The organism is Streptomyces sp. cg35 (genome assembly GCF_050410835.1).
In the GTDB taxonomy this organism is placed as follows: Bacteria; Actinomycetota; Actinomycetes; order Streptomycetales; family Streptomycetaceae; genus Streptomyces.
In genome coordinates this window covers 4583626-4606823 of sequence record NZ_CP191268.1, presented here as the reverse complement: position 1 = coordinate 4606823, position 23198 = coordinate 4583626, and the positions used below count along the sequence as shown (strand labels likewise).

Genomic DNA, 23198 nt, shown 5'->3' with positions numbered 1-23198 from the left:
CGCCACGGGCCGCGTGCAATCGCGGAGTTGAGGTGATACCGCCCATACGGCCGATGCGAGAGGGGCGTCCCTGCCTGTAAAGGAGATTCCGGACCTTGTGGACCTGCCGTATGGGACCGGTAAGGCCAGTGGGATGATGAGCCCGCCATGTCTGCCCCCCACACGCGCAAGGCGCACAGCGCGGCCGATCTCCGGCTGCTGAGGGCCGCGATGTTCGCCGCGGTCTGCGTCGTGCTGTCCGCGGCGGGGCACGTCCTCGGTTCGACCGCCACGGTTCCGTGGTGGACGCTGTCGCTCGGCTTCCTCACCGCCTTCTGCGTGACCGCGCCACTGGCCGGCCGCGAGCGGTCGCTGCCGGGCATCGCCGTCACGCTGGGGATCGGGCAGATCGGCCTGCACAGCCTCTTCGCGCTCGGGCAGCACGGCGGCTCGATGACCATGAGCGCCGGGGAGCCCTCCGTCGTGGAGCGGGCCGCGCGGCTGATGTGCGGGGCGGGTGCCTCGGCGCTCAGCCCGGTGCAGGCGCAGCGGATCCTCGACCAGGCCCGGGTCCCGTCGGGCGCCGCAGGTGGCACGCACACCGACATGGCGGCCATGGCCGGCTCCTCGATGCCGCTGCTGCCGTCCCTGCCGATGCTCATCGGACACCTGCTCGCCGCGGTCGGCGCCGGCTGGCTGCTGCGCCACGGCGATCTCGCCCTGGGCCGGATCGTGCGGCTCTCGAAGCTGTCGGCGCAGGGAGTCGCGGAAGGGGCACTCGTCCGTTCCCTGCGCGCGGCTCTCGCTCTCGTACGCGCTCTGAAGGCGGGCCTTCCCGGCGCGCACGAGGTCCTCCCGTGCGCGCCCCGCGCAGGGTTCACCGCTCCACCCGCCCCGCGGGCCGCGGTGCTTCAGCACTCGGTGATCCGGCGCGGGCCACCCGCCGCCGAAGCGTTCCTTCTCGCTGCCTGACACAGCATCCGTACTCCGCCGCGACCCGCGTGGTCCCGCGTGAGGTGAGGCGTGCTGTGCGGCACGCGCGCGTACCCGCTGTCCGCCGCTCATACTGCGGTTTCTTCGCCGCTCTGTAGTGCGGTGTTTCGCGGGCGCGCCCTCTCACCCTTCGTTGGATCCCGCTGAACGTGGAGTTCTCACTGCCATGAAGAAGATGTCCCGCGCCGCTCTCGTCGGTGCCGCCGCCGTCTCCTCCGTCGTCCTCGTGTCCGCTCCGGCCTTCGCGCACGTGAGCGTGCAGCCGGAGGGCCCCGCCGCCAAGGGCGGCTACGCCGTGGTCGACTTCAAGGTGCCGAACGAGCGCGACGACGCCGCGACCACCAAGCTCGAGGTCACCTTCCCGACCGACCACCCGCTCGCCTCGGTCATGCCGCAGCCGATCCCGGGCTGGAAGGCCGAGGTCACCAAGTCGAAGCTCGACAAGCCGATGGAGATGCACGGCGAGAAGATCACCGAGGCCGTCTCCAAGGTCACCTGGACGGCGACCGGCTCCGGCGACGACAAGGGCGTCCAGCCCGGTTACTTCCAGAAGTTCCCGGTCTCCATCGGCGCACTGCCGACCGACACCGACGAGCTCGTCTTCAAGGCGATCCAGACGTACGACAACAAGGAGGTCGTGCGCTGGATCGAGCCGCAGCAGAAGGGCCAGGAGGAGCCGGAGAACCCGGCACCCACCCTGGCGCTGACGGCGGCCACCGACGACGAGCACGGCGCGTCCGGCGCCTCCTCCGACGACGACAAGAAGGAGGCCACCGCGGCCTCCAGCACGTCGTCCGACAGCTCCGACAGCGACACCACCGCCCGCGTCCTCGGCATCGTCGGCATTGTCGTCGGCGTCGCCGGTGTGGCGTTCGGCGTTCTGGCCGGCCGTCGGCGTACCAACAGCTGAGCCACCCATGGCGGGTGCCGGGGTCGCGGTGGGCGACCCCGGCACCGGCCGGACCCCTCACATCTGGGACATTTCTCTATGCGCAAGACCACGAAGATGAGCAAGAAGACCCTGCTCGCCGCCGCCGGACTGGTCACGGCGGCCGCCCTCGCCCTGTCGGCCTGCGGCAGCGGCGACGACAGCGACAAGTCCGTCGCCGACGTGTCCACCGAGACCGGTTCACAGAAGGCCGCGACGGTCCTCGACAAGCCCTTCGAGAAGCCGGACCTGGTCCTCACCGACACCCACGGCAAGAAGTTCGACCTGCGCGAGCAGACCAAGGACAAGCCGACGCTGATCTACTTCGGCTACACGCACTGCCCCGACGTCTGCCCGCTGACGATGAGCAACATCGCCGTCGCCAAGAAGGCCCTGCCCAAGTCCGAGCAGGACAAGCTCCAGGTCGTCTTCGTCACCACCGACCCCGACCGGGACACCCCGGCCGTGCTCGGCAAGTGGCTCAAGGCGCAGGACCCCGATTTCATCGGCCTGACCGGCGACTTCGCCACCATCCAGGGCAGCGCCCGCACGCTCGGCATCTCCATCGAGCCGACGCAGAAGGACAAGAACGGCAAGCTCGTGTCGATGCACGGCACGCAGGTCATCGCGTTCTCGCCGAAGACGAACGGCGGCTATGTCCTGTACGGCGAGGACGCCACCGTCGACGACTACACCAAGGACCTGCCCAAGATCATCAAGGGGGCGAAGCCGTGAGGCGCACGCCCGTCGCGCTGGGCGCCATAGTGCTGGCCTCCGGGCTCGCGCTCACCGCCTGCGGCTCCGACAGTTCCGATGACACACCGGAAATGAAGGTCTCGGGCGCGTTCATCCCCGAGCCCGCGTCCGGTGACATGGCTGCCGGGTTCTTCCTCGTGCACAACAGCGGCGGCGCCGACACCCTCGACTCCGTCAGCAGCGACATCGCCGGGCAGGTCACCCTGCACAGCACCAAGGGCGGCGTGATGAAGGAACAGAAGTCCTTCGCCGTGCCCGCGAACGGCGAGCTGGACTTCGAACGGGGCGGCAACCACCTCATGTTCGAAAACCTCAAGCGGAAGCCGAAGGAAGGCGACAAGGTGTCGGTGAAGCTCCACTTCACCAAAGCCGGAACCCGCACCGTCTCCTTCCCTGTGAAGGCCGCCACCTACAACCCGACGTCGCACACCGCGCACGCTGCTCACTGAAGGGGCTGACCCGTACGTGAAGACCATCGCGCCCCGTTTCCGGCACCTGGTGCTGCTGTTCCTCGCCGTCACCGGCGCGCTGCTGTCCGGCGCCGCCCCCGCGTCCGCGCACGCCGCGCTGACCGGGAGCGACCCGGAACAGGGAGCGGTGGTCGAAGCGGCGCCGAAGCAGGTGTCGCTGACCTTCTCCGAGGACGTCGCCATCTCCAGCGGCGCCGTGCGCGTGCTCGACCCCGCGGGCAAGCGCGTCGACAGCGGGAAGATCGGCCACACCGGCGGCACGACGTACACCGTGGGGCTCCACTCGGGCCTGCCGGACGGCACGTTCACCGTCGCCTACCAGGTCGTCTCGGCCGACAGCCATCCCGTCTCCGGCGCCTTCACCTTCTCCATCGGCGCCCCCTCCAAGACCTCGGCGGTCCTGACCGACCAGAACGCCGGCGGGGGCGTCGTCGGCGCCCTCTACGGCGTCGCGCGCTACGTCTCGTACGCGGGCTTCATCCTGCTCGTGGGCGGCGCCGCGTTCGTCCTCGGCTGCTGGCCGCGCGGGGCCGGCATCAAGCCGGTCCAGCGGGTCGTCGTCAGCGGCTGGACCGCGCTCACCGCGGCCACGCTGGCCCTGCTGCTGATGCGCGGCTCGTACACCGGCTCCGGCAAGGTCGGCGACATCTTCGACATGTCGCTGCTCGGCCAGGTGCTGCAGACCAAGACGGGCGCGGCGCTCACGTCCCGTCTTCTGTTGCTCGCCGCGGCCGCCCTCTTCATTGCGGTGCTTTTCGGCGCTTATGTGAAGCGGGCCGAAGACGGCGACAAGAAGGAGGTCAAGGACCTCACCTTCGGGCTCGCCATCGGCGGTGCCGTCGTCGCGGCCGGGCTCGGCGCGACCTGGGCCATGGCCGAGCACGCCTCGACCGGTATCCAGGCCGGACTCGCCATGCCCGTCGACGTCCTGCACCTGCTGGCCGTGGCCGCGTGGCTCGGCGGTCTGACGACGCTGCTCGTCGCGCTGTACCGGGCGCCCTCCATCGAGGCGTCGGCGGTGCGCCGCTTCTCGCGGGTGGCGTTCTGCAGCGTCGTGGCGCTCACCGCGACGGGGCTCTACCAGTCGTGGCGGCAGGTCGGCTCCTGGTCCGCGCTGACCGGGACGCGCTACGGGCAGTTGCTGCTGCTCAAGGTCGGGCTCGTCGCCGTGCTCGTCGGCATCGCCTGGATCTCCCGCAGGTGGACGAGCCGGCTCTCCGAGAAGCCGGCCCCCGAGGCCACCGCCGCGACCGTGGTGGAGCAGCGTTCGTCCGAGAAGAAGAAGCCGGTCACGGTCGGCGCCGCCAAGGGGGACGACCCCGAGCGGGCCGCCCAGCTGGCCCGTCAGCGCGCCGCGGTGGCCAGCGCCCGCGAGAAGCGCGTCCGCGACGCCGACCCGCACCGCTTCGGCCTGCGCCGCTCGGTGCTCGCCGAGGCGGGTGTCGCGGTCGTGCTGCTCGCCGTCACCACGGTGCTGACCTCGACCGAACCGGGCCGCACGGAGGAAGAGGCGACGTCCGCGTCCTCGGCGGCGCAGCCCCGGTCCGGACCGCTCTCGCTCAAGCTGCCGTTCGACACCGGCGGCGAGGACGGCAAGGGCACGGTCCTGCTCGACCTGGACCCCGGCCGCACCGGCGACAACGAGATGCACCTCTACGTGGAGCGGCCGGGCGGGAAGGCCTTCGACGTCCCCGAGGTGAAGGTCGCCTTCACTCTGGAGGCGAAGAAGATCGGCCCGCTGTCCGTCGTGCCCGACCGCATCGCCACAGGGCACTGGACCGCGAGCGGCGTACAGATCCCCGGGGCGGGCGACTGGAAGATCGCGGTCACCGTGCGCACGTCCGACATCGACCAAGTGACCGTCATCAAGAACGCGAAGATCGGCTGAACCACCATGGCTGACACCGAAAGCCGTACGGCGTCCCCGGACACCGTCCCGACCGGCATCTCCCGGCGCCGTCTGATCGGGACGGCGGGCGCCACCGGCATCGCCCTCGGTGCCGTCGGCGCGGGCGCGGGATACGCCGTGGCCTCCTCGGACTCCCCTGACCAGCAGGCCGCGCTGACCTCGCTGGGCGCGGACGAGGTGATGTTTCACGGGAAACATCAGCCCGGCATCACCACCCCGATGCAGGCCCGCGGCCATCTCGTCGCCTTCGACCTGGCCGCGGGAGCGGGCCGCAAGGAGGCGGCCGCCCTGCTGCGTCGCTGGTCGGCGACCGCCGAGCGGCTGATGGCGGGCAGGGCGTCGGCGTCCGACGACACCGACGTCGCCCGGGACGCGGGCCCGTCCTCGCTCACGGTCACCTTCGGGTTCGGCCACAGCTTCTTCTCGCGTACGGGCCTGGAGAAGCAGCGTCCCGCCGCGCTGGACCCGCTGCCGGACTTCTTCTCCGACCATCTCGACAAGGCCCGCAGCAACGGCGACCTGTGGGTGCAGATCGGCGCCAACGACTCCCTCGTCGCCTTCCACGCGCTGCGCGCCCTCCAGAAGGACGCGGGCGGCGCGGCGAAGGTGCGCTGGCAGATGAACGGTTTCAACCGCTCACCCGGCGCCACCGCCCAGCCCATGACGGCCCGCAATCTGATGGGCCAGATCGACGGCACCAACAACCCCAAGCCGTCCGAGTCCGACTTCGACAAGCGGATCTTCGTGCCGGGTTCGGGCTCCCCGGCATGGATGGCGAACGGCTCGTACGTCGTCGTACGCCGCATCCGGATGCTCCTCGACGACTGGGAGAAGCAGTCGTCGGCGGCGCAGGAGGGCGTGATCGGGCGCCGGAAGTCGACCGGTGCGCCGCTGACCGGCGGCAAGGAGACGACCGAGCCGGACCTGGAGAAGACGGACGCGAACGGCAACCTGGTCATCCCGATCAACGCGCACGCCCGCATCAGCCGCCCCGACCAGAACGGGGGCGCCGCGATGCTGCGCCGGCCGTTCTCCTTCCACGACGGGTTCGCCGCGGACGGCGCCCCGGACGCCGGGCTGCTGTTCGTCTGCTGGCAGGCGGATCCGCTGCGCGGCTTCGTGCCCGTGCAGCGCAAGCTCGACCGCGGCGACGCCCTCTCCCGGTTCATCCGGCACGAGGCGAGCGGCCTGTTCGCGGTGCCCGGCGGCGCGGCCGAGGGCGGCTACGTCGGGCAGGCGTTGCTGGAGGGGTGAGCGCCTCCGGGTGCTGCCGTCGCCGGTCGGGGTGGCCGGTGGCGCATCCAGGAGCCGGGCGGTACCGGGCCCATTAGGGTGACCCCATGCCAGCCAGCTACGCCTATCTCGGCCCCGAGGGAACCTTCACCGAGGTCGCCCTGCGCACGCTTCCGGAGACGGCCACCCGGGAGCTCGTCCCCATGGTGTCCGTGCCGGCGGCGCTCGACGCCGTCCGCAACGGCGAGGCCGAGGCCGCGTTCGTCCCGATCGAGAACTCCGTCGAGGGCGGCATCACCACGACCCTCGACGAGCTGGTCGCGGGCGAGCCGCTGATGATCTACCGCGAGGTGCTGCTCGACATCACCTTCGCGCTGCTCGTGCGCCCCGGCACGACGCTGGGCGAGATCAAGACGGTCACCGCGCACCCGGCCGCCCAGCCGCAGGTCCGCAACTGGATGAAGGCCCATCTGGGCGAGGACGTGACCTGGGAGTCCGCGGCGTCGAACGCGGACGGGGCGCGGCTCGTGCAGGAGGGGCGCTACGACGCCGCCTTCGCCGGGGAGTTCGCGGCCGAGCGCTACGGCCTGGTGCCGCTGGTCACCGAGATCCACGACGCGGAGAACGCGCAGACCCGGTTCGTGCTGGTGGGCAGGCCCGCGCGGCCCGCGGCGCCGACCGGCGCGGACAAGACGTCGGTGGTCATCTGGCAGGCCGACGACCACCCCGGCGGGCTGATGGAACTGCTCCAGGAGTTCTCGATCCGCGGCGTCAACCTGGTGCTGTTGCAGTCCCGGCCCACCGGCACGGGCATCGGCGACTACTGCTTCGCGATCGACGCGGAGGGGCACATCTCGGACCGCCGGGTGGCGGAGGCGCTGATGGGGCTGAAGCGGGCCTGCCCGCAGGTGCGCTACCTCGGTTCGTACCCACGCGCGGGCGTCGCCGTCGAGGACGTGCGGCCGCTGCGGACGGGGACGTCGGACGGCGAGTTCGTGGCGGCGTCCGACTGGCTGGCGCGCTGCCAGGACGGCCGGTTCTAGGGGCGGGCCTCAGGGGCCGTCGTCCCCTGTCCGACCCCTGCCGGATCCGGTTCTCCACCGCCGGATCCGGCTTCTTGTTGCCGTCACACCCGGTCCGACCAGCGGATTTTCTTCATCCACAAAAGTTATCCACAGGTGACCTTCTCGACCTGGGGACAAGTCGACAGGAAGGCATGACATGGTCGACAAATCGCCCTACAGCCCACAAGTCCGTCCACAGCCCCCCACGTCACCCCTCGTCCATCCTTTTCCTTTGATCAACTCTTTGGAGTGAAGCATTTCCACCCGAAAGTGAGCATGAAGCGGGTTTGGATCGGGAATCCTTCGTCGTACATGCGGCTTTCGGAACGACCCCTTCCGGTGTCCACAGTTCTTTCTCACAGCCTGTGGATAACTGGCCGAAGATGCACACTCCTGTGGACAACGGGTGCCCAAGTCCCGCCTCCAGCAAGGGAGTCAGGTCAAGAGGCCGGGGCGATCATGGCCCTTTCGGGGAAAGGGGGCGCTCTTATTGACGTGCCCCCACAGGGTCCCTAGTTGATCTTTTCCGGCCGCACTCCGCCCTTAATTCACATTCCGGCAAATAGGGCATAAAGCCACGCACCGGATATCGGGTCGAGAGCCGGAACCGCGCACCGGTAGCCTGGAGGGGTGATTGACCTTCGCCTGCTCCGTGAGGACCCCGACCGTGTTCGCGCCTCCCAGCGCGCCCGTGGAGAGGACGTCGCGCTCGTCGACTCCGTCCTGTCCGCCGACGAGCGGCGCAGGTCGTCCGGGCTCCGCTTCGACGAACTCCGCTCCGAGCAGAAGGCCCTCGGCAAGCTGATCCCCAAGGCCTCCCCCGAGGAGCGCCAGGAGCTGCTGAAGAAGACGGGCGAGCTCTCGGCCGCGGTGAAGGCCGCCGAGGCCGACCAGCGGGACGCCGAGGAGGAGACCCAGCGTCTCGCCCTCCAGCTGGGCAACGTCGTGCACCCCGACGTCCCGCGCGGCGGCGAGGAGGACTTCGTCGTCCTGGAGACGCACGGCACGATCCGCGACTTCGGTGCCGAGGGCTTCGAGCCCAAGGACCACCTGGAGCTCGGCGAGGCGCTCGGCGCCATCGACGTCGAGCGCGGCGCGAAGGTCTCCGGCTCGCGCTTCTACTACCTCACCGGTGTCGGCGCCCTGCTGGAGCTGGCGCTGGTCAACGCGGCGATCGCGCAGGCCACTGAGGCCGGCTTCACGCCGATGCTGACGCCGGCCCTGGTGCGCCCGCGCGCCATGGAGGGCACCGGCTTCCTCGGCCAGGCGGCCGAGAACGTGTACCACCTGGAGAAGGACGACTACTACCTGGTCGGCACCTCCGAGGTCCCGCTCGCCGCGTACCACATGGACGAGATCGTCGAAGCGGACCAGCTGCCGCTGCGCTACGCGGGCTTCTCGCCGTGCTTCCGGCGCGAGGCCGGCACGTACGGCAAGGACACCCGCGGCATCTTCCGGGTGCACCAGTTCGACAAGGTCGAGATGTTCTCGTACGTCCACCCCGACGACGCGGAGAACGAGCACCAGCGCCTCCTGGAGTGGGAGAAGCAGTGGCTGACCGGCCTCGAACTGCCCTTCCAGGTGATCGACGTCGCCACCGGTGACCTCGGCTCCTCGGCCTCGCGCAAGTTCGACTGCGAGGCGTGGATCCCGACGCAGGGCAAGTACCGCGAGCTCACCTCGGCGTCGAACTGCAACGGCTTCCAGGCGCGCCGCCTGTCCATCCGCATGCGCGAGGGCAAGAAGGTCCAGCCGCTCTCGACGCTGAACGGCACGCTGTGCGCCGTCCCCCGCACGATCGTCGCCATCCTGGAGAATCACCAGCAGGCCGACGGCTCCGTGCGGGTGCCCGAGATGCTGCGGCCGTACCTCGGGGGACGAACCACTCTTGACCCCAAGTAATCGCAGCCTGGAGCCGATCACCAAGTGAGCCATCCCGCTCCCACCGCCCCCGCCTTCCCGTACAAGCTCGTCGCGACCGACCTCGACGGAACGCTACTGCGTTCCGACGACACGGTCTCCGAGCGGACGCGCGAGGCGCTCACCGCGGCCACCGCGGCGGGCGCCGCGCACATCGTCGTGACCGGCAGGGCCGTGCCTTGGACCCGCCACATCCTCGACGACCTCGGTTACGACGGTCTCGCGGTGTGCGGCCAGGGCGCGCAGGTCTACCACGCGGGGGAGCACCGCCTCCTCACGTCGGTGACCCTCGACCGGCAGCTCGCCGGGCTCGCGCTGTCCAAGATCGAGGCCGAGATCGGGCCGATGGCCCTGGCCGCGAGCCGTGACGGCATCGAGGGCGAGGTCATCGTCGGCCCCGGCTACCGAGTGCAGGAGGGACCGCTCCCGGTCATCCCGTTCACGGATGTCGCGGAGCTGTGGGCGGCCCCCCTCAACAAGGTGTACGTCCAGCACCCGGGCCTGACCGACGACCAGCTGGCGGAGGTCGCGCGCACCGTGGCCGGTGACCTGGTGGGCGTCACGATGGCGGGCGAGGGCATCGTGGAGCTGCTCCCGCTCGGTCTCTCCAAGGCCACGGGGCTCTCCCTGGCGGCCCGCCGCCTGGGCGCGAAGTCGTCCGACACCATCGCCTTCGGGGACATGCCCAACGACATCGCGATGTTCGGCTGGGCGTCCCACGGCGTGGCGATGGCCAACGCCCACGAGGACCTGAAGGCGGTCGCGGACGAGGTGACGGCGTCGAACGAGGACGACGGCATCGCGGTCGTCCTGGAACGCCTGCTGGGCTGAGCGCGCCCCTCTGGGGGCGCGGGGAACTGCGCGAGCGACCCACCACACCTCGCATCCGGCAACCGACCTGCGGCACCAACGGCTAGACGCCGTCGCCTGGCCGCAGGCCGGCCCGGACACCGCTGAAGCCAAGCGCAGCAAAAAACGTGGAGGATGCGCGGATCGAACGCGCGCGGGGGTTCCAGCCCCGACGACGGCCTAGCAAGCCGCTGCCTTACCACTCGGCCAATCCTCCGGGTGGGCGGCCCGCGTGCCACAGATGGCACGCGCTCGAAGCGGCCGCCCCGGGCAGCACCCCTGGGCGGGGCTCAACGGAGTGCAGTGACTACTCCGGAGCCTGCCTCGGGCTGCCCTGCCGGGAGCTCGACGGACTACTGACGGACATCGTCGCGCTCCTCTCCCGGTCGATGGACGCCGGTGGTGGACCGGCGCGGTGGTACGACAACTACTGTGCCGCGGCACCGAGTTCGGCGCCACTGAATTAATCGCGGGTGCTTATCGGCGGCGGCGCCGCTTGCGGCGGCGTGCCTTGCTGAAGAACCATCCGGCGGGCGGCTCGTCCGACCGCCACGGCTGCGGGTCCGGGCCCCCGTCGCGCCAGCGCGCGGTGAGCATCCGGGCCCGTGCCGACGGCTCGGTCGTCTCCGCGGAACGGATGAAGTCGGCGTCCAGGACCACGTCGTCCCAGGCGTCGCCCTGCTCGGGCGTATCCCCCTCACGGATCGGCTCGGCTGCCATCGTGGGACCTCCTCGGGCGGCGTAGCGGACAGCGCACCCTCCCACCAGTGTCCAGGTGGGAGGGTGAAAGCGGCGTCAAGACCAGTGCGGGCGGTGCCCGGACCGGCTCCTACTCCTCTCCGGCCAGCTTCAGGGACCGCAGCCGCTGGCCCGCGTACCAGGTCGCCAGCACGGTCACGGCGACGAGCAGTACCGTCGCGAGCGGCAGCCCCACGTCCGAGGTGACGAGGTCGCCGCCGGCCACCTTGTGGGCGACCGCGAGGGACCACTGCTGCACGCTGAGCGTGCGGGCCCCGGCGACCAGGGAGCCGAAGAGCGCCTCCCACACGAGGGCGTAGACCAGGCCGAAGACGACCGCGTGCCGGGTCACCGTGCCGAGCAGCAGGAAGATCGCGGCGTACGCGATGGAGGCCACCAGGGCGGCGATCGTGTAGGCGACGGCGATCTGCTGCCCGTTCCCGTTCAGGATCAGGCCCGCGATCAGGGTCGGGACGGCGGAGAACACCATGGTCACGGCGATCGCCACGATGAGCTTGGTGAAGATGATCGTGGGGCGCTTGACCGGCTTGGACAGGAGATAGACCACGGAGCCGTCGTCGATCTCGGGGCCGATGGCACCCGTGCCCGCGATGACACCGATGAGCGGCACCATCGTGGCGAGCGCGAAACCGCCGAGGAGGTCGGACGCGGTCTGGTCGTCGGCTCCCGTGAGGCCGCGCACCAGCGCGGAGATCACGACGAGCAGCACGGGCAGCGCGAAGAGGATGAGGGCCCGGCGGCGGCCGAGCAGGGCCCGGTAGGTGAGCCGGGCGACAGTGGGGTCGTACATCAGGGCCTCCTACGCCGTGACTAGGCCGCAACCAGGTAAGAGAAGACGGACTCGAGGGACTCGTCGGACGGCGAGACCGTGAGCAGGCGGATGCCGTGTGCCCGGGCGACCTTCGGCAGCAGCGTGGTGAACCGGCCGAAGTCGACGGCCTGGATGCGCAGCGCGCCCTCCTTGAGGTCGACTTCGATGCCCGCGGTCGACGGGTCCGCGATCAGCGCGGCGGCCAGGGCCCGGTCGTCGCTGGAGCGGATGAGGTAGCGGTGCGGGCGGTCGGTCATCAGCCGGCGGATCTTGCGGAAGTCGCCGCTGGCCGCGTGCCGTCCGGCGACGATCACCTCGATGTGGGAGGCGAGCTGCTCGACCTCTTCGAGGATGTGCGAGGAGAAGAGCACGGTGCGGCCCTCGTCCCCCATGCGGCGCAGCAGGTCCATGAGCTGCATGCGCTGGCGCGGGTCCATGCCGTTGAACGGCTCGTCCAGGAGCAGCACGGACGGCTCGTGGACCAGCGCGGACGCCATCTTCACGCGCTGGCGCATGCCCTTGGAGTACGTCGAGATCTTGCGGTCCTGCGCGTACTCCATCTCGACCGTGGCGAGCGCCTTCTGGGCCTCCTTCTTGCCGAGGCCGTGCAACTCCGCGTTGGCGACGACGAATTCCTGTCCGGTGAGGAAGTCGTACATGGCCTCGCGCTCGGGGACGATGCCGATGTGGCGGTAGATCTGTTCGTTGCGCCAGATCGGCTGTCCGTCGAGCGTCACCGTCCCGTTCGACGGGGCCAGGAAGCCGCCCATCATGTTGATGAGGGTGGACTTTCCCGCGCCGTTCGGACCGAGCAGGCCGGTGACGCCCGGGCCGATGTTCATCGTGACGTCGTTGACTGCGACGACGTTGCCGAACCAGCGTGATACGTGGTCGATGTTGATGGCGGTCACAGTCCGACCTTCCGGTAGCGGCGCATCAGCAGCCCGTAGGAGCCGGCGATGAGCCCGAGGACGACGAGCAGATAGACCACGCCCTGGCCCGCCGAGGGGCCGTCGGCGCCGGGGAAGGCGGACGAGGCGCCCAGGAAGGCGGTCTGTACGCCGTCGATGAGCGTGATCGGCGAGAACAGGCCGAGCCAGGACACCGCGCTGCCGTTGTCCTGCGCGTAGGCGATCGCCTGGACCGTGGAGACCGCCCCGTAGGAGATGGTCAGCACGGCGATGACGGCGGCGATGCCGAAGCCCCGGCGCGGTGTGACGGCGGAGACGACAAGACCGATGCCGGCGAAGAGCAGTGACAGCAGCGCCACGGAGACCAGTCCCTGGGCGAATCCCTTGGTCTGCTCGGTGAAGTCCAGCTTGGCGAGCAGAGAGCCTACGTAGAGGACGAGCAGCGGTGCGGCGGTGAGGATGAACAGGGCCGACGCCATGGCCGCGTACTTCGCGACCACGTAGTCGACGCGCTCGATGGGGCGCGAGAAGTACAGCGGCACCGACTTGAAGCGCAGGTCGCGGGAGACGGCCTGGGGTGCCTGCGACGCCACGTAGAGGCCGACCACCGCTTGGAGGAGGACCGCGTAGCGCGTGTAGTCGACGGGCAGGTCCTTCGCCTTGGTGGCGACGGCGACCGCGACCATGATCAGCGCGGGGACGCACATCACGACGAAGAGCAGCATCGGCAGCACCTTGGACTTGGCCGAGCGGCCGAGTCCGTACGCTCCGCGCAGGCTCTGCGAGAACAGCGAGCGGCGGGCGTACGCGCGGCCCAGACGCGGGCCGTCGTAGTGGCGGTAGCCGATGTTGTGGATCTGGGTGGACGCGCGGTCCGTGGGCATGGGCTCAGTGGTCATCGCGCGAGCCTCCCGTCTGCTGTGTGGCGGCGGTGGCCGCCCAGGCGGCGGCCCGCTCGGAGGCCTGCTCCTGCCGCGGCTCGTCCTGGGGGCGGAAGACCTCGGCGATGTGGTGCCTGCGCTGTTCCATCCGGACCAGGCCGAGGCCGAGGTCCGCGACGACGTCGCGCACGATGTCGTACGTCTCCTCGCCCTGCGCGGTGATGAGGACGGTGTGGCCCGCGCCGGGCAGTTCGCCGCCGGTGGTCGTCTCGATCCCGCGCTGGGCGAAGGCCTCGCGCAACGCGCCGGTGCCGTCGGGGTGTTCGTCGCTGTCGGTGACCTCGATCGCGAGCGTCGCCGTGTTCTGCGTGAAGTCCGTGGTGGAGCTGGAGCGCAGCAGCTTGCCGCCGTCGATGACAACGACGTGGTCACAGGTGCGCTCCAGCTCGCCGAGCAGGTGCGAGGTGACCAGGACCGAGATGCCGAAGTCCTGGTGGACGCGGCGGATGAGGTCGAGCATGTCGTCGCGGCCGACCGGGTCCAGACCGTTCGTCGGCTCGTCCAGGAACACCAGCTGCGGGTCGTGGACGAGGGCCTGGGCCAGCTTCACGCGCTGCTTCATGCCCGTCGAGTAGCCGCCGATGGGGCGGTAGCGCTCCTCGTACAGGCCGACGTGGCGCAGTGTGTCGGCGGTGCGCTCGCGGGCGGCGGTGGGCGGCAGGCCGGACATGCGCGCCATGTGGACGACGAACTCGGTGGCCGAGACGTCGGGCGGCAGGCAGTCGTGCTCGGGCATGTACCCCACGCGCTCACGGATCTCAGCGCCCTTGGTCGCGACGTCGAGCCCGAGCACTTCGGCACGGCCCTCCGAGGCGGGGGACAGACCCAGCAGGATCTTGATCATGGTGGACTTGCCGGCTCCATTGGCTCCGACGAGTCCGGTCACCCCGGGCCCGATGTCCATGGTCAGCCGGTCAAGCGCGGTCACCCGGGGGAACCGCTTGCTCAGGCTTTCGGTCGCGATCACAGTCACGGTTCGACGGTAGTGGCGCAGACCACAGCGATTCGTCAGACCACAGGCTCGACCTCGTATGAGACCTGAGTATTACGGGTCCCTAGGGGTCCTCCCTGAGTAGCCCCTCGCGCCCCGGGTCGTCACTCGTCACGGTGCCGACTCTGTGCACATCGCGGACGTTTTCCACAGTCTGCCGCAGGCCTCTTGACGTCGCCGCCAGGCATTGTCACATTCATCAGTGTCAAGTTACGAGCGCGTACGGCGACGGCCCGGTCACGGGACCCGGGCGGCCGGGACACGGACGGACGGTGGCATGACCCCAGCAGTGGTACGGGAACTCTCCGCGGAACTGAGGGGGTTCCGGGAGGTTCAGACGCTCGCGTACGAGTGCGCGGAAGCGGTCGCGGCGCAGCTGAAGCCCGGTGTGACGGAGCGCGAGGCGGCGCGGATGCAGCGGGACTGGCTGCGCGAGCGCGGGGTGCGGGACTGGTTCCATCTGCCCTTCGCCTGGTTCGGGGACCGCACGGCGTTCGTGAACTTCCGTGTACCGCTGCAGTTCTTCCCCACGAACCGGAAGCTGGAGCCGGGGATGCCCTTCATCCTCGACATGGCTCCCGTCCTCAACGGCTGTACGGCCGACATCGGGTACTCCGGCTGTCTCGGGCTCAACCCGGTGCACGACAAGCTCCTCGCGGACCTCGAGGCGCACCGGGAGCTGCTCCTGCGCGAGGTGCGCGAGCGCCGGCCGCTGCGCGAGATCTACGAGGACGTCGACCGGCTGATGGTGCGCCAGGGCTATGCGAACCGGCATCGCGCGTATCCCTTCGGCGTCATCGCGCACAAGGTCGACCGGGCCAAGGAGCGCCGCTTCAACCCCACCCTCTTCGGCTTCGGCACGCAGTCGCTCAAGGGCCTGGCGAGCGACGCGCTGCACGGACACCGGGACGGCTGGTCACCGCTGTGGTCGCCGTACAGATTCTCGGACCATCCGCCGCAGCCGGGGCTGTGGGCGGTGGAGCCGCACCTCGGATTCCGCGGCACGGGCGCCAAGTTCGAGGAGCTCCTCGTGGTCACCGACTCCAAGGACCCCGAGGAGAGCGCCTTTTGGCTGGACGACGATCTGCCGCACGTGCGGCGCTGGGCGGAGGGCATCTGATGACGGACCTGACGAAGATCCACGGCGCGCGCGAGCGCTGGGTGCACACGGGCGGCATCGAGCTGTGCGTGGTCGAGCTGGGCGACGCGGCGCGGCCGACCGTCGTCCTCGTGCACGGCTACCCCGACTCCAAGGAGGTCTGGTCGGAGGTCGCCACCCGCCTCGCGGACCGCTTCCACGTGGTCCTCTACGACGTGCGCGGACACGGCCGTTCCACGGCGCCGGCCCCGCTGCGCGGCGGCTTCACCCTGGAGAAGCTGACCGACGACTTCGTGGCCGTCATCGACGCGGTGAGCCCGGACCGGCCCGTCCACCTGGTGGGGCACGACTGGGGTTCGGTGCAGTCGTGGGAGTTCGCCACGGTCGAGCGCACCGAGGGCCGCATCGCGTCCTTCACCTCGATGTCGGGTCCGTCGCTCGACCACTTCGGGCACTGGATCAAGCAGCGCATGAAGCGGCCCACGCCCCGCAAGGTGGGGCAGCTGCTGGGGCAGGGCGCCAAGTCCTGGTACGTGTACATGCTGCACACGCCCGTCCTTCCGGAGCTGGCCTGGCGCGGGCCGCTCGGCAAGCGCTGGCCGGGCATCCTGGAGCGCGTGGAGCGGGTCCCGGCGGGCGACTACCCGACGGCGTCGCTCCCCTCGGACGCGGCGCACGGCGCCTGGCTGTACCGGGACAACGTACGGGCGAGACTGCGCCGCCCGCGCGAGGACGCGTACGCGCACACGCCCGTGCAGCTCATCACGCCCCTCGGGGACGCCTTCCTGTCGCCGAAGCTCTACGACCAACTGGAGCAGTGGGCGCCCCAGTTGACCCGCCGCACGCTGCCCGCCAAGCACTGGGTGCCGCGCACCCGGCCGGACCAGCTCACGGCGTGGATCGGCGAGTTCGTCACCGCGAACGAGCAGCGGGAGGCGGGCGTGCCCGCACAGCGCAGGACGGCCGACGGCAAGCACGCGGACCGGTTCGGCGGCCAGCTCGTCCTCGTCACCGGCGCGGGCAGCGGCATCGGGCGGGCCACCGCGTTCGCGTTCGCCGAGGCCGGCGCGCGCGTGGTCGCCGTGGACCGCGACGCCGAGAGCGCGGCCCGTACCGCCGAGATGGCCCAGCTCATAGGCGCCCCCGAGGCATGGGCGGAGACCGTCGACGTCTCCGACGAGCAGGCCATGGAGAAGCTCGCCGAGAAGGTCGCCGCCGAGTACGGCACCGTCGACGTCCTGGTGAACAACGCGGGGATCGGTCTGTCGGGGTCCTTCTTCGACACGACCCCGGAGGACTGGAAGAAGGTCCTCGACGTGAACCTGTGGGGCGTCATCCACGGCTGCCGGCTGTTCGGCAGGCAGATGGCCGAGCGCGGACAGGGCGGCCACATCGTCAACACCGCGTCCGCGGCGGCGTATCAGCCCTCGAAGGCGCTGCCCGCCTACTCCACCTCCAAGGCCGCCGTCCTCATGCTCAGCGAGTGCCTGCGCGCCGAGCTGGCCGGGCAGGGCATCGGGGTCTCCGCGATCTGCCCCGGCCTGGTCAACACGAACATCACGTCGACGGCCCGCTTCGCCGGGGTCGACGCGGACGAGGAGAAGCGCCGCCAGAAGAAGTCCTCGCGCCTGTACGGCCTGCGCAACTACCCGCCGGAGAAGGTCGCCGAGGCGATCCTGCGCGCCGTGGTCGACAACAAGGCGGTGGTCCCGGTCACCCCGGAGGCCCGCGGCGCCCATCTCATGTCCCGCTTCACGCCCAGGGCGCTGCGCGCGATCGCACGGATGGAGCCGCCGTTGTGAGCACCGCGGACCGTACGTACGGCCCCGAGGAGTCTTCGGGGCAGCACACGATCGCTGCGCGCCGCGTCTCCTTCGACTGGGAGTCGACGCCGCTGCACTGGATACCGGACGAGCCGACCGCCACCCACGTCATCAACGTGCTGCATCTGCTGCTGCCCGCGGGGGAGCGGTGGTTCGTGAAGGTGTTCAAGGAGGCGCTGCCGCTGGTCGACGATCCCGAACTCCTCAAGGACGTGAAGGGGTTCATGGGTCAGGAGGCCACGCACAGCGTGCAGCACGCGTACGTCCTCGACCACCTGGCCGTCCAGCGGCTGCAGACCGCCGACTACACGAAGTACGTCGACTTCCTCTTCGAGAAGCTGCTCGGTGGGACACCTCCTCCGGGGATGCCGATACCGGCGCAGGAGTGGCTGCGCCTCCGCCTGTCGGTGATCGCGGCGATCGAGCAGTTCACGGCGGTGCTCGGCGACTGGGTGCTGTCTGCCGACGCCCTCGACCGGGCGGACTGCGACGCGGTCATGCTCGACCTGCTGCGCTGGCACGGTGCGGAGGAGGTCGAGCACCGCGCGGTCGCCTTCGACATGTACCAGCACTGCGGCGGCCGGGGGCTGCGCCGCTACGCCCGCCGGACAGCGGGTATGGCGGTCACCGCGCCCGTGATGCTGTACCTGTGGGCGTGGGGCGCGGCCTATCTCGTCCGGCACGACCCGCAGCTCGCCGGGCGGCTGCGCTACTCACTGGCCGAGCACAACAAGGCCGTGCGCAAGGGGCTGCTGCCGAGCTGGCGGGAGCTGGGTGCGGCCGTACCCCGTTATCTGCGCCGGTCGTACCATCCCTCGCAGGAGGGTTCGCTGCGCAAGGCCGTCGAGTATCTGGCGGCCTCGCCCGCGGCCCGGGCCGCGGCCGGTGCGATCGGCCGCTCGGCCATGGCGTGACCGGCCGGCGCACGACCGGACCGGCCCGTCCGCAGGGACGTACGACCGAAGGGCGTGGGGTGTGACGGAGCAGTCGGTCGCCGAGTACCGGATCGAGGACCTGGCCCACCACAGCGGAGCCACGGTCCGCACGATCCGTGCCTACCAGGACCGTGGGCTGCTGCCCCGGCCCGAGCGCCGCGGCCGGGCCAATGTGTACACGGCCGCGCACCTGTCCCGGCTGCGCCAGATCGCCGACCTGCTCGACCGCGGCTACACCCTGGCCTCCATCAAGGAGCTCCTGGAGGCCTGGGACGCGGGCCGGGGCCTCGGCGGGGTGCTCGGCCTGGTCGCCGAGGTGGACGGACCGTGGACGGACGAGCGGGCGGGCCGTATCACGCGGGCGGAGCTGGACGAGCGGTTCGGTGGCCGTCCCGACGAGGCCGCCGTGCAGGACGCGATCGAGCTCGGTGTGCTGGAGCGGGTTCCGGGACGGGACGACGAGTTCCTCGTACCCAGCCCCCAAGAGCTCGCTGTGGCCGTGGAGTTGTACGCGGCGGGCGTGCCGCTGTCCGCGATCTCGGGACATCTGCGGGAGTTGAGGGGACAGATCGAACATATTGCGGCTCGTTTCCTGGAGTTCACCACCGAGCACGTCTTCGCGCGCTACCTCGGCCCTTATCCGCCGACCGACGCGGAAGCCGCCGAAGCCGCCTCGCTCGTGCGCCGTCTGCGCCCGCTCGCCCAGCAGTCGGTCGATGCCGAACTGGCGCGCGCCATGCGTCTGTTCGCCACCAAGCACCTCCACCGGCACCTCGCGGAGGGTCCGGTCGCATCACCGGCGGACGAACCGCAATCCGTCTCCCTGCCCGCCGGGACAATGCGCGCCGTACGCGGGCTTGTTGGGGCTGAGGGCGTGTCCGCCTTCATCGCCGCGGCGGCTGAACGAGAGGTACAAGCAAGGACATTGGACGCACTGACGTCAAAACACCGCAAGTAGAACTTTGTTGATCAAAAGCCTCCTTTCGCGCGGGAGTTGTCCACAGAATCGCCAATTCCCCTGTGGATAACAAGACTTGGCTGTGGATCAAACATGCGAGCGGAAACTCGTGGAAGAAATCCGCGTGCACGGCGGACAGGCCCCCGGGCACCCTGACGCCATGAAGGAACGCATGGATGAACAGCGGACCGTGAAGGTCTCGAAGTACCTCTCGAAGCATCTGCGACATCAACCGGACCGCATCGGGCTGACGCTCGACGAGGCAGGCTGGGTGGAGATCGACACGCTGCTCGCCGCGGCCGCCGCGCACGGCTTCCGGGTCAGCCGGGCCGAACTGGACCAGGCGGTCGCGGAGAACGACAAGCGGCGCTTCACCGTCGACGGCACCCGCATCCGCGCCAACCAGGGCCACACGATCGACGTCGACCTGGGGCTGGCGCCGGAGCGGCCACCGGCGTACCTGTACCACGGCACCGTCGCCCGCTTCCTCGACGCGATCCGCGCCGAGGGCCTGCGCCCCATGAGCCGGCACGACGTGCACCTGTCCGCGGACCGCGAGACCGCCACCCGGGTGGGCGCCCGCCGTGGCCGTCCGATCGTGCTGTCGGTGGACGCGGGCGCGATGCACCGCGACGGCCACACGTTCCGGGTGAGTGCCAACGGCGTCTGGCTCACCACCGCCGTTCCCCCGGGCTACCTGCGCTTTCCCGGCTGAGACCGGCCGACCGGGCAGGACAGCGCCGCCACGGCCCACGGGCCCGGTGGCGACACCGCACGTGCCGACCGCCCCGAGCACCGGCGGAGCCGCCCGCATACGCTCACTGACATGACCGACAAGGCCCGCACGCCCCAGCCCCCGCTCCGCCTGAGCACCGTGATCCTGCCCTACCGCCGCTGGCACGAGGGCGCCCGCGAGGCGTGGCTGCGCGCCGAGGAGCTGGGCTTCCACACCGCGTACACGTACGACCACCTGTCCTGGCGCGTGCCGTTCCGCGACGGGCCGTGGTTCGGCGCGATCCCGACGCTCACCGCCGCGGCGGGCGTCACCGAGCGGATGCGGCTGGGCACCCTGGTGACCTCACCGAACTTCCGGCACCCGGTCACCCTCGCCAAGGAACTGATCTCGCTCGACGACATCTCGGGCGGCCGGGTCACGCTCGGCATCGGCGCCGGCGGCACCGGCTTCGACGCGAGTGCCCTCGGCCGCGGCGACCAGGAGCCGTGGACGCCCCGGGAACGGGCCGACCGGTTCGCCGAGTTCGTCCCCCTGCTCGACCGGCTGCTCACCGAGGACACGGTCTCGTACGACGGCACCTTCTACTCGGCGGGCGGCGCGCAGAACATCCCGGGCTGTGTGCAGCGCCCCCGGCTGCCCTTCGCGGTGGCCGCGACCGGGCCGCGCGGCCTCAAGCTCGCCGCGCGCCACGGTCAGGCGTGGGTCACCACCGGCGACCCGAAGCTGTACGAGACGGGCACCCCGGAGGAGTCGATTCAAGCCATTCGCGGTCAGGTCGAGAAGCTGACCGCCGCATGCGCCGCCATCGGCCGCGACGTGGCCGAACTCGACAAGATCCTGCTCTCCGGATTCACCCCGGACCGCGGCCGTCCCCTGGAGTCCGTCGACGCCTTCGTGGACTTCGCGGGCAGGCACCGGGAGCTGGGCTTCACCGAGATCGTGGTGCACTGGCCGATCCCCGACACCGGCTTCGCGGCCGACCAGAAGGCCTTCGAGGCCATCGCCACGGAGGCCCTCGCCCAACTCGGCTGAAACACGTGGTGTGACAGCGGGCGCCAGGCGGGGCGCATGCGCCAGGACCGTACTCATCTGCGCGCCCCGCCGCACGCCCGTGCGCGCATATGCGCGACCATAGGGCGGTGACCTCACCGACCCCTGGGCCCTGGACCCCGGCCCCCTCCGCCCCCGCGCCCCGGCTGATCGCCACGGACCTCGACGGCACGCTGCTGCACGACGACAAGACCGTTTCCCCGCGGACGGTCGCCGCGCTGGCCGCGGCCGAGGAGGCCGGCATCGAGGTCTTCTTCGTGACGGGCCGCCCGGCCCGCTGGATGGACGTCGTCAGCGACCATCTGCACGGTCACGGCCTGGCGATCTGCGGCAACGGCGCCGCCGTCGTGGACCTGCACGGCGGCCCCGGCAACCACCGCTTCGTGAAGATCCGGGAGCTGGCCGTCCCGGCCGCGCTCGACGTCGTCGCCGTCCTGCGCGCGGCCGCCCCCGGCACGTCGTTCGCGGTCGAGCGGACCGGCGGCCTGCACCACGAGCCGACGTACCCGCCGCTGCACCTCGAACCCGGCGAGAGCGTGGCGGCCGCCGAGAAGCTGCTCACCGCGGACTTCGAGGGGTCCGTCGTCGCGGACCAGCCGGTCCTGAAGCTCCTCGCCTACCACCCGGAACTCGGCCCCGACGCGTTCCTGGCCCTGGCCCGGACCGCGGTCGGCGACCTCGCGGCCATCACCCGCTCCAGCCCGAGCGCCCTCCTGGAGATCAGCGGACGGGACGTCTCCAAGGCCAGCACGCTCGAACTGTGCTGCGCCGAGCGCGGCATCTCCCCCGCCGAGGTCGTCGCCTTCGGGGACATGCCCAACGACATGGAGATGCTCGCCTGGGCGGGCACTTCCTACGCGATGGGCAACGCGCACCCGGACCTGCTGACCGCGGCGACCGGCCGGACGGCGACCAACAACGAGGACGGTGTGGCCCGCGTCATCGAGGACATCCTGGCCGCCCGCTGAGCCCTACAGCCGCACGCCCCGCTCGGCGAACCACTTCACCGGGTCCACCCCGGACCCCAGATACGGCGTGAGCCGCACCTCGAAGTGCAGGTGCGGCCCCGTCGAGTTGCCGGTGGTCCCCGACTGCCCGAGCCACTGTCCCGCGCGCACCTTCTCGCCCTGGTCGACGGTGACGGCCGCGAGATGCGCGTACTGCGTGTAGTAGCCGCCCGGGTGCCGCACGACGACCTCGATGCCGAAGCCGCCGCCGCAGGACACGCTGACCACCCGCCCGGCGCCGGCCGCCCGCACGGGCGTGCCGATGTCGACGGCGAAGTCCTGTCCGGTGTGCCGGTGCGCCCAGCGCTCGCCCGCGCTGTCGAAGCCCGCGGACAGCGTGTACGTCTCCACGGGAGGCATCCACGCGCGCGTGGTGCGGAATTCCGGCTGTGCGAGGCGGACGGCGCCACGGCACTGCCCCGCTGTCACCGACCGGTCGGCCTCGCCCTGCAGCGCCCACTGCGCCTGTTCCAGCTTGCCCGCGATGCTCTTCTTCAGTTGTGCGAGGCGGACGTTGCGCGCCTGTAGGGAGTGCCATTGGGCGGCCGCCTCGCGCTGCCCCTCCGCGAGCTTCTTCTCGGCGCGGCGGCTCTTGTCCACGGCGTTGTTCAGGGCCAGGTCGGCCTGCCATACCGCCCGTTGACCGTGCATCAGCTCTTCGGGATTGGCGGAGAGCAGCATCTGGGCCGTGATCGGGATGTCGCCGCCGCTGCGGTACTGGGCGCGGGCGATGCGGCCGAGATCGTCGTGCAGCACGGCGATCTCACGCCGCTCCCGCACGAGCAGCCGCTCCATCTTCTGCGCCTTGCTCTTCTGTACGGCGGCGGCTCTGCGCCCCGCTTCGTAGTGCTGCGTCGCCGCTGACGCCTCCTCAAAGAGGCGCGCCACTTCGGTGCTTGCTTCCGGGCCGTCCGCCCCCTGGGACAGCGTGGGCGGGCCGCCGAGTGCGACAAGTGCGCACAGCAGCGCCGGGACGACGAGGGAACGGCGAGGTCGTTGGCGCATGTCTCGGATCGTTGCCCGCTGCGCGGCCGCCCTCCTGCGGGACTCGTACGGCCGGGGGAACGCTTGCCCCG

22 protein-coding genes and 1 tRNA gene are annotated in these 23198 nt (G+C 70.7%); 16 read left to right on the top strand and 7 right to left on the bottom strand.

Annotation, left to right across the window (positions count from 1 at the left end):
- Positions 1 to 147: 147 nt before the first annotated feature.
- From ACQUQD_RS20870 to ACQUQD_RS20830, 9 genes are all read left to right on the top strand, one after another.
- Positions 148 to 951, top strand: coding sequence for a hypothetical protein (locus tag ACQUQD_RS20870; protein WP_428953644.1), 804 nt, complete (start codon positions 148 to 150; stop codon positions 949 to 951).
- A gap of 187 nt (positions 952 to 1138) precedes the next feature.
- The gene (locus tag ACQUQD_RS20865) at positions 1139 to 1882 is read left to right on the top strand and encodes a YcnI family protein (RefSeq protein WP_428953643.1); all 744 of its coding nucleotides are present in this window, start codon (positions 1139 to 1141) and stop codon (positions 1880 to 1882) included.
- Between the two features lie 96 nt (positions 1883 to 1978).
- Positions 1979 to 2635 carry an SCO family protein gene (locus ACQUQD_RS20860; RefSeq protein ID WP_428957614.1) on the top strand — a complete coding sequence of 219 codons (657 nt, stop codon included), beginning with the start codon at positions 1979 to 1981 and terminating at the stop codon, positions 2633 to 2635.
- A complete protein-coding gene (locus ACQUQD_RS20855) occupies positions 2632 to 3105 on the top strand; it encodes a copper chaperone PCu(A)C (protein WP_428953642.1) in 474 nt (157 codons plus the stop codon). Before ACQUQD_RS20860 ends, ACQUQD_RS20855 begins: the two co-directional genes overlap by 4 nt.
- 16 nt (positions 3106 to 3121) lie before the next feature.
- Positions 3122 to 5014 carry a copper resistance CopC/CopD family protein gene (locus ACQUQD_RS20850; RefSeq protein WP_428953641.1) on the top strand — a complete coding sequence of 631 codons (1893 nt, stop codon included), beginning with the start codon at positions 3122 to 3124 and terminating at the stop codon, positions 5012 to 5014.
- Positions 5015 to 5020: 6 nt separating this feature from the next.
- Entirely contained in the window at positions 5021 to 6289 is a 1269-nt protein-coding gene (gene efeB / locus ACQUQD_RS20845) for an iron uptake transporter deferrochelatase/peroxidase subunit (RefSeq protein WP_428953640.1), read from the top strand.
- Positions 6290 to 6375: 86 nt separating this feature from the next.
- Positions 6376 to 7311, top strand: coding sequence for a prephenate dehydratase (gene pheA, locus ACQUQD_RS20840; RefSeq protein ID WP_428953639.1), 936 nt, complete (start codon positions 6376 to 6378; stop codon positions 7309 to 7311).
- A gap of 651 nt (positions 7312 to 7962) precedes the next feature.
- Positions 7963 to 9234 (top strand): serine--tRNA ligase, encoded by a 1272-nt coding sequence (gene serS / locus ACQUQD_RS20835; protein ID WP_428953638.1) that lies wholly within the window; start codon positions 7963 to 7965, stop codon positions 9232 to 9234.
- Positions 9235 to 9258: 24 nt separating this feature from the next.
- Positions 9259 to 10083: an HAD family hydrolase gene (locus ACQUQD_RS20830; protein WP_428953637.1), complete on the top strand. Its 825-nt coding sequence runs from the start codon at positions 9259 to 9261 to the stop codon at positions 10081 to 10083.
- Positions 10084 to 10230: 147 nt separating this feature from the next.
- On the opposite strand, the gene ACQUQD_RS20825 is transcribed toward ACQUQD_RS20830, so the two are convergent.
- From ACQUQD_RS20825 to ACQUQD_RS20800, 6 genes are all read right to left on the bottom strand, one after another.
- Positions 10231 to 10318 (bottom strand) — tRNA-Ser (locus tag ACQUQD_RS20825).
- A 260-nt stretch (positions 10319 to 10578) separates the two neighbouring features.
- Entirely contained in the window at positions 10579 to 10821 is a 243-nt protein-coding gene (locus ACQUQD_RS20820; protein ID WP_428953636.1) for a hypothetical protein, read from the bottom strand.
- Between the two features lie 109 nt (positions 10822 to 10930).
- Positions 10931 to 11650, bottom strand: a complete 720-nt coding sequence (locus ACQUQD_RS20815; protein WP_428953635.1) for an ABC transporter permease — start codon at positions 11648 to 11650, stop codon at positions 10931 to 10933.
- Between the two features lie 20 nt (positions 11651 to 11670).
- Complete coding sequence (locus tag ACQUQD_RS20810; protein ID WP_428953634.1) at positions 11671 to 12582, bottom strand: ABC transporter ATP-binding protein; 912 nt, start codon at positions 12580 to 12582, stop codon at positions 11671 to 11673.
- Complete coding sequence (locus ACQUQD_RS20805) at positions 12579 to 13481, bottom strand: ABC transporter permease (protein WP_428953633.1); 903 nt, start codon at positions 13479 to 13481, stop codon at positions 12579 to 12581. Before ACQUQD_RS20805 ends, ACQUQD_RS20810 begins: the two co-directional genes overlap by 4 nt.
- Positions 13471 to 14490, bottom strand: coding sequence for an ABC transporter ATP-binding protein (locus ACQUQD_RS20800; protein WP_428957613.1), 1020 nt, complete (start codon positions 14488 to 14490; stop codon positions 13471 to 13473). The genes ACQUQD_RS20805 and ACQUQD_RS20800 overlap by 11 nt, the downstream gene beginning before the upstream one ends.
- A 301-nt stretch (positions 14491 to 14791) precedes the next feature.
- Here ACQUQD_RS20800 and ACQUQD_RS20795 point away from each other — a divergent pair, with 301 nt between their 5' ends.
- The 7 genes from ACQUQD_RS20795 (at position 14792) to ACQUQD_RS20765 (ending at position 22083) form a co-directional block, all read left to right on the top strand.
- Positions 14792 to 15634, top strand: a complete 843-nt coding sequence (locus ACQUQD_RS20795) for a M24 family metallopeptidase (protein WP_428953632.1) — start codon at positions 14792 to 14794, stop codon at positions 15632 to 15634.
- Positions 15634 to 17415: an SDR family oxidoreductase gene (locus ACQUQD_RS20790; protein WP_428953631.1), complete on the top strand. Its 1782-nt coding sequence runs from the start codon at positions 15634 to 15636 to the stop codon at positions 17413 to 17415. The genes ACQUQD_RS20795 and ACQUQD_RS20790 overlap by 1 nt, the downstream gene beginning before the upstream one ends.
- Positions 17412 to 18350 carry a metal-dependent hydrolase gene (locus ACQUQD_RS20785; RefSeq protein ID WP_428953630.1) on the top strand — a complete coding sequence of 313 codons (939 nt, stop codon included), beginning with the start codon at positions 17412 to 17414 and terminating at the stop codon, positions 18348 to 18350. Before ACQUQD_RS20790 ends, ACQUQD_RS20785 begins: the two co-directional genes overlap by 4 nt.
- A 61-nt stretch (positions 18351 to 18411) precedes the next feature.
- Positions 18412 to 19329, top strand: coding sequence for a MerR family transcriptional regulator (locus ACQUQD_RS20780; protein WP_428953629.1), 918 nt, complete (start codon positions 18412 to 18414; stop codon positions 19327 to 19329).
- Positions 19330 to 19501: 172 nt separating this feature from the next.
- Positions 19502 to 20044 carry an RNA 2'-phosphotransferase gene (locus ACQUQD_RS20775; RefSeq protein WP_428957612.1) on the top strand — a complete coding sequence of 181 codons (543 nt, stop codon included), beginning with the start codon at positions 19502 to 19504 and terminating at the stop codon, positions 20042 to 20044.
- A 111-nt stretch (positions 20045 to 20155) separates the two neighbouring features.
- Complete coding sequence (locus ACQUQD_RS20770) at positions 20156 to 21097, top strand: LLM class flavin-dependent oxidoreductase (protein ID WP_428953628.1); 942 nt, start codon at positions 20156 to 20158, stop codon at positions 21095 to 21097.
- An 89-nt stretch (positions 21098 to 21186) separates the two neighbouring features.
- Entirely contained in the window at positions 21187 to 22083 is an 897-nt protein-coding gene (locus tag ACQUQD_RS20765) for an HAD-IIB family hydrolase (RefSeq protein WP_428953627.1), read from the top strand.
- Between the two features lie 3 nt (positions 22084 to 22086).
- On the opposite strand, the gene ACQUQD_RS20760 is transcribed toward ACQUQD_RS20765, so the two are convergent.
- Complete coding sequence (locus ACQUQD_RS20760) at positions 22087 to 23127, bottom strand: M23 family metallopeptidase (RefSeq protein ID WP_428953626.1); 1041 nt, start codon at positions 23125 to 23127, stop codon at positions 22087 to 22089.
- Positions 23128 to 23198 lie beyond the last annotated feature (71 nt).

What these genes read in the sequence shown, in the direction of transcription:
- ACQUQD_RS20870 (WP_428953644.1), top strand. Translation starts at nt 148, where the DNA reads ATGTCTGCCCCCCACACGCGCAAGGCGCACAGCGCGGCCGATCTCCGG.
- ACQUQD_RS20865 (WP_428953643.1), top strand. Translation starts at nt 1,139, where the DNA reads ATGAAGAAGATGTCCCGCGCCGCTCTCGTCGGTGCCGCCGCCGTCTCC.
- ACQUQD_RS20860 (WP_428957614.1), top strand. Translation starts at nt 1,979, where the DNA reads ATGAGCAAGAAGACCCTGCTCGCCGCCGCCGGACTGGTCACGGCGGCC.
- efeB (WP_428953640.1), top strand. Translation starts at nt 5,021, where the DNA reads ATGGCTGACACCGAAAGCCGTACGGCGTCCCCGGACACCGTCCCGACC.
- pheA (WP_428953639.1), top strand. Translation starts at nt 6,376, where the DNA reads ATGCCAGCCAGCTACGCCTATCTCGGCCCCGAGGGAACCTTCACCGAG.
- ACQUQD_RS20820 (WP_428953636.1), bottom strand. Translation starts at nt 10,821, where the DNA reads ATGGCAGCCGAGCCGATCCGTGAGGGGGATACGCCCGAGCAGGGCGAC.
- ACQUQD_RS20815 (WP_428953635.1), bottom strand. Translation starts at nt 11,650, where the DNA reads ATGTACGACCCCACTGTCGCCCGGCTCACCTACCGGGCCCTGCTCGGC.
- ACQUQD_RS20805 (WP_428953633.1), bottom strand. Translation starts at nt 13,481, where the DNA reads ATGACCACTGAGCCCATGCCCACGGACCGCGCGTCCACCCAGATCCAC.
- ACQUQD_RS20795 (WP_428953632.1), top strand. Translation starts at nt 14,792, where the DNA reads ATGACCCCAGCAGTGGTACGGGAACTCTCCGCGGAACTGAGGGGGTTC.
- ACQUQD_RS20790 (WP_428953631.1), top strand. Translation starts at nt 15,634, where the DNA reads ATGACGGACCTGACGAAGATCCACGGCGCGCGCGAGCGCTGGGTGCAC.
- ACQUQD_RS20775 (WP_428957612.1), top strand. Translation starts at nt 19,502, where the DNA reads ATGGATGAACAGCGGACCGTGAAGGTCTCGAAGTACCTCTCGAAGCAT.
- ACQUQD_RS20770 (WP_428953628.1), top strand. Translation starts at nt 20,156, where the DNA reads ATGACCGACAAGGCCCGCACGCCCCAGCCCCCGCTCCGCCTGAGCACC.
- ACQUQD_RS20765 (WP_428953627.1), top strand. Translation starts at nt 21,187, where the DNA reads ATGCGCGACCATAGGGCGGTGACCTCACCGACCCCTGGGCCCTGGACC.
- ACQUQD_RS20760 (WP_428953626.1), bottom strand. Translation starts at nt 23,127, where the DNA reads ATGCGCCAACGACCTCGCCGTTCCCTCGTCGTCCCGGCGCTGCTGTGC.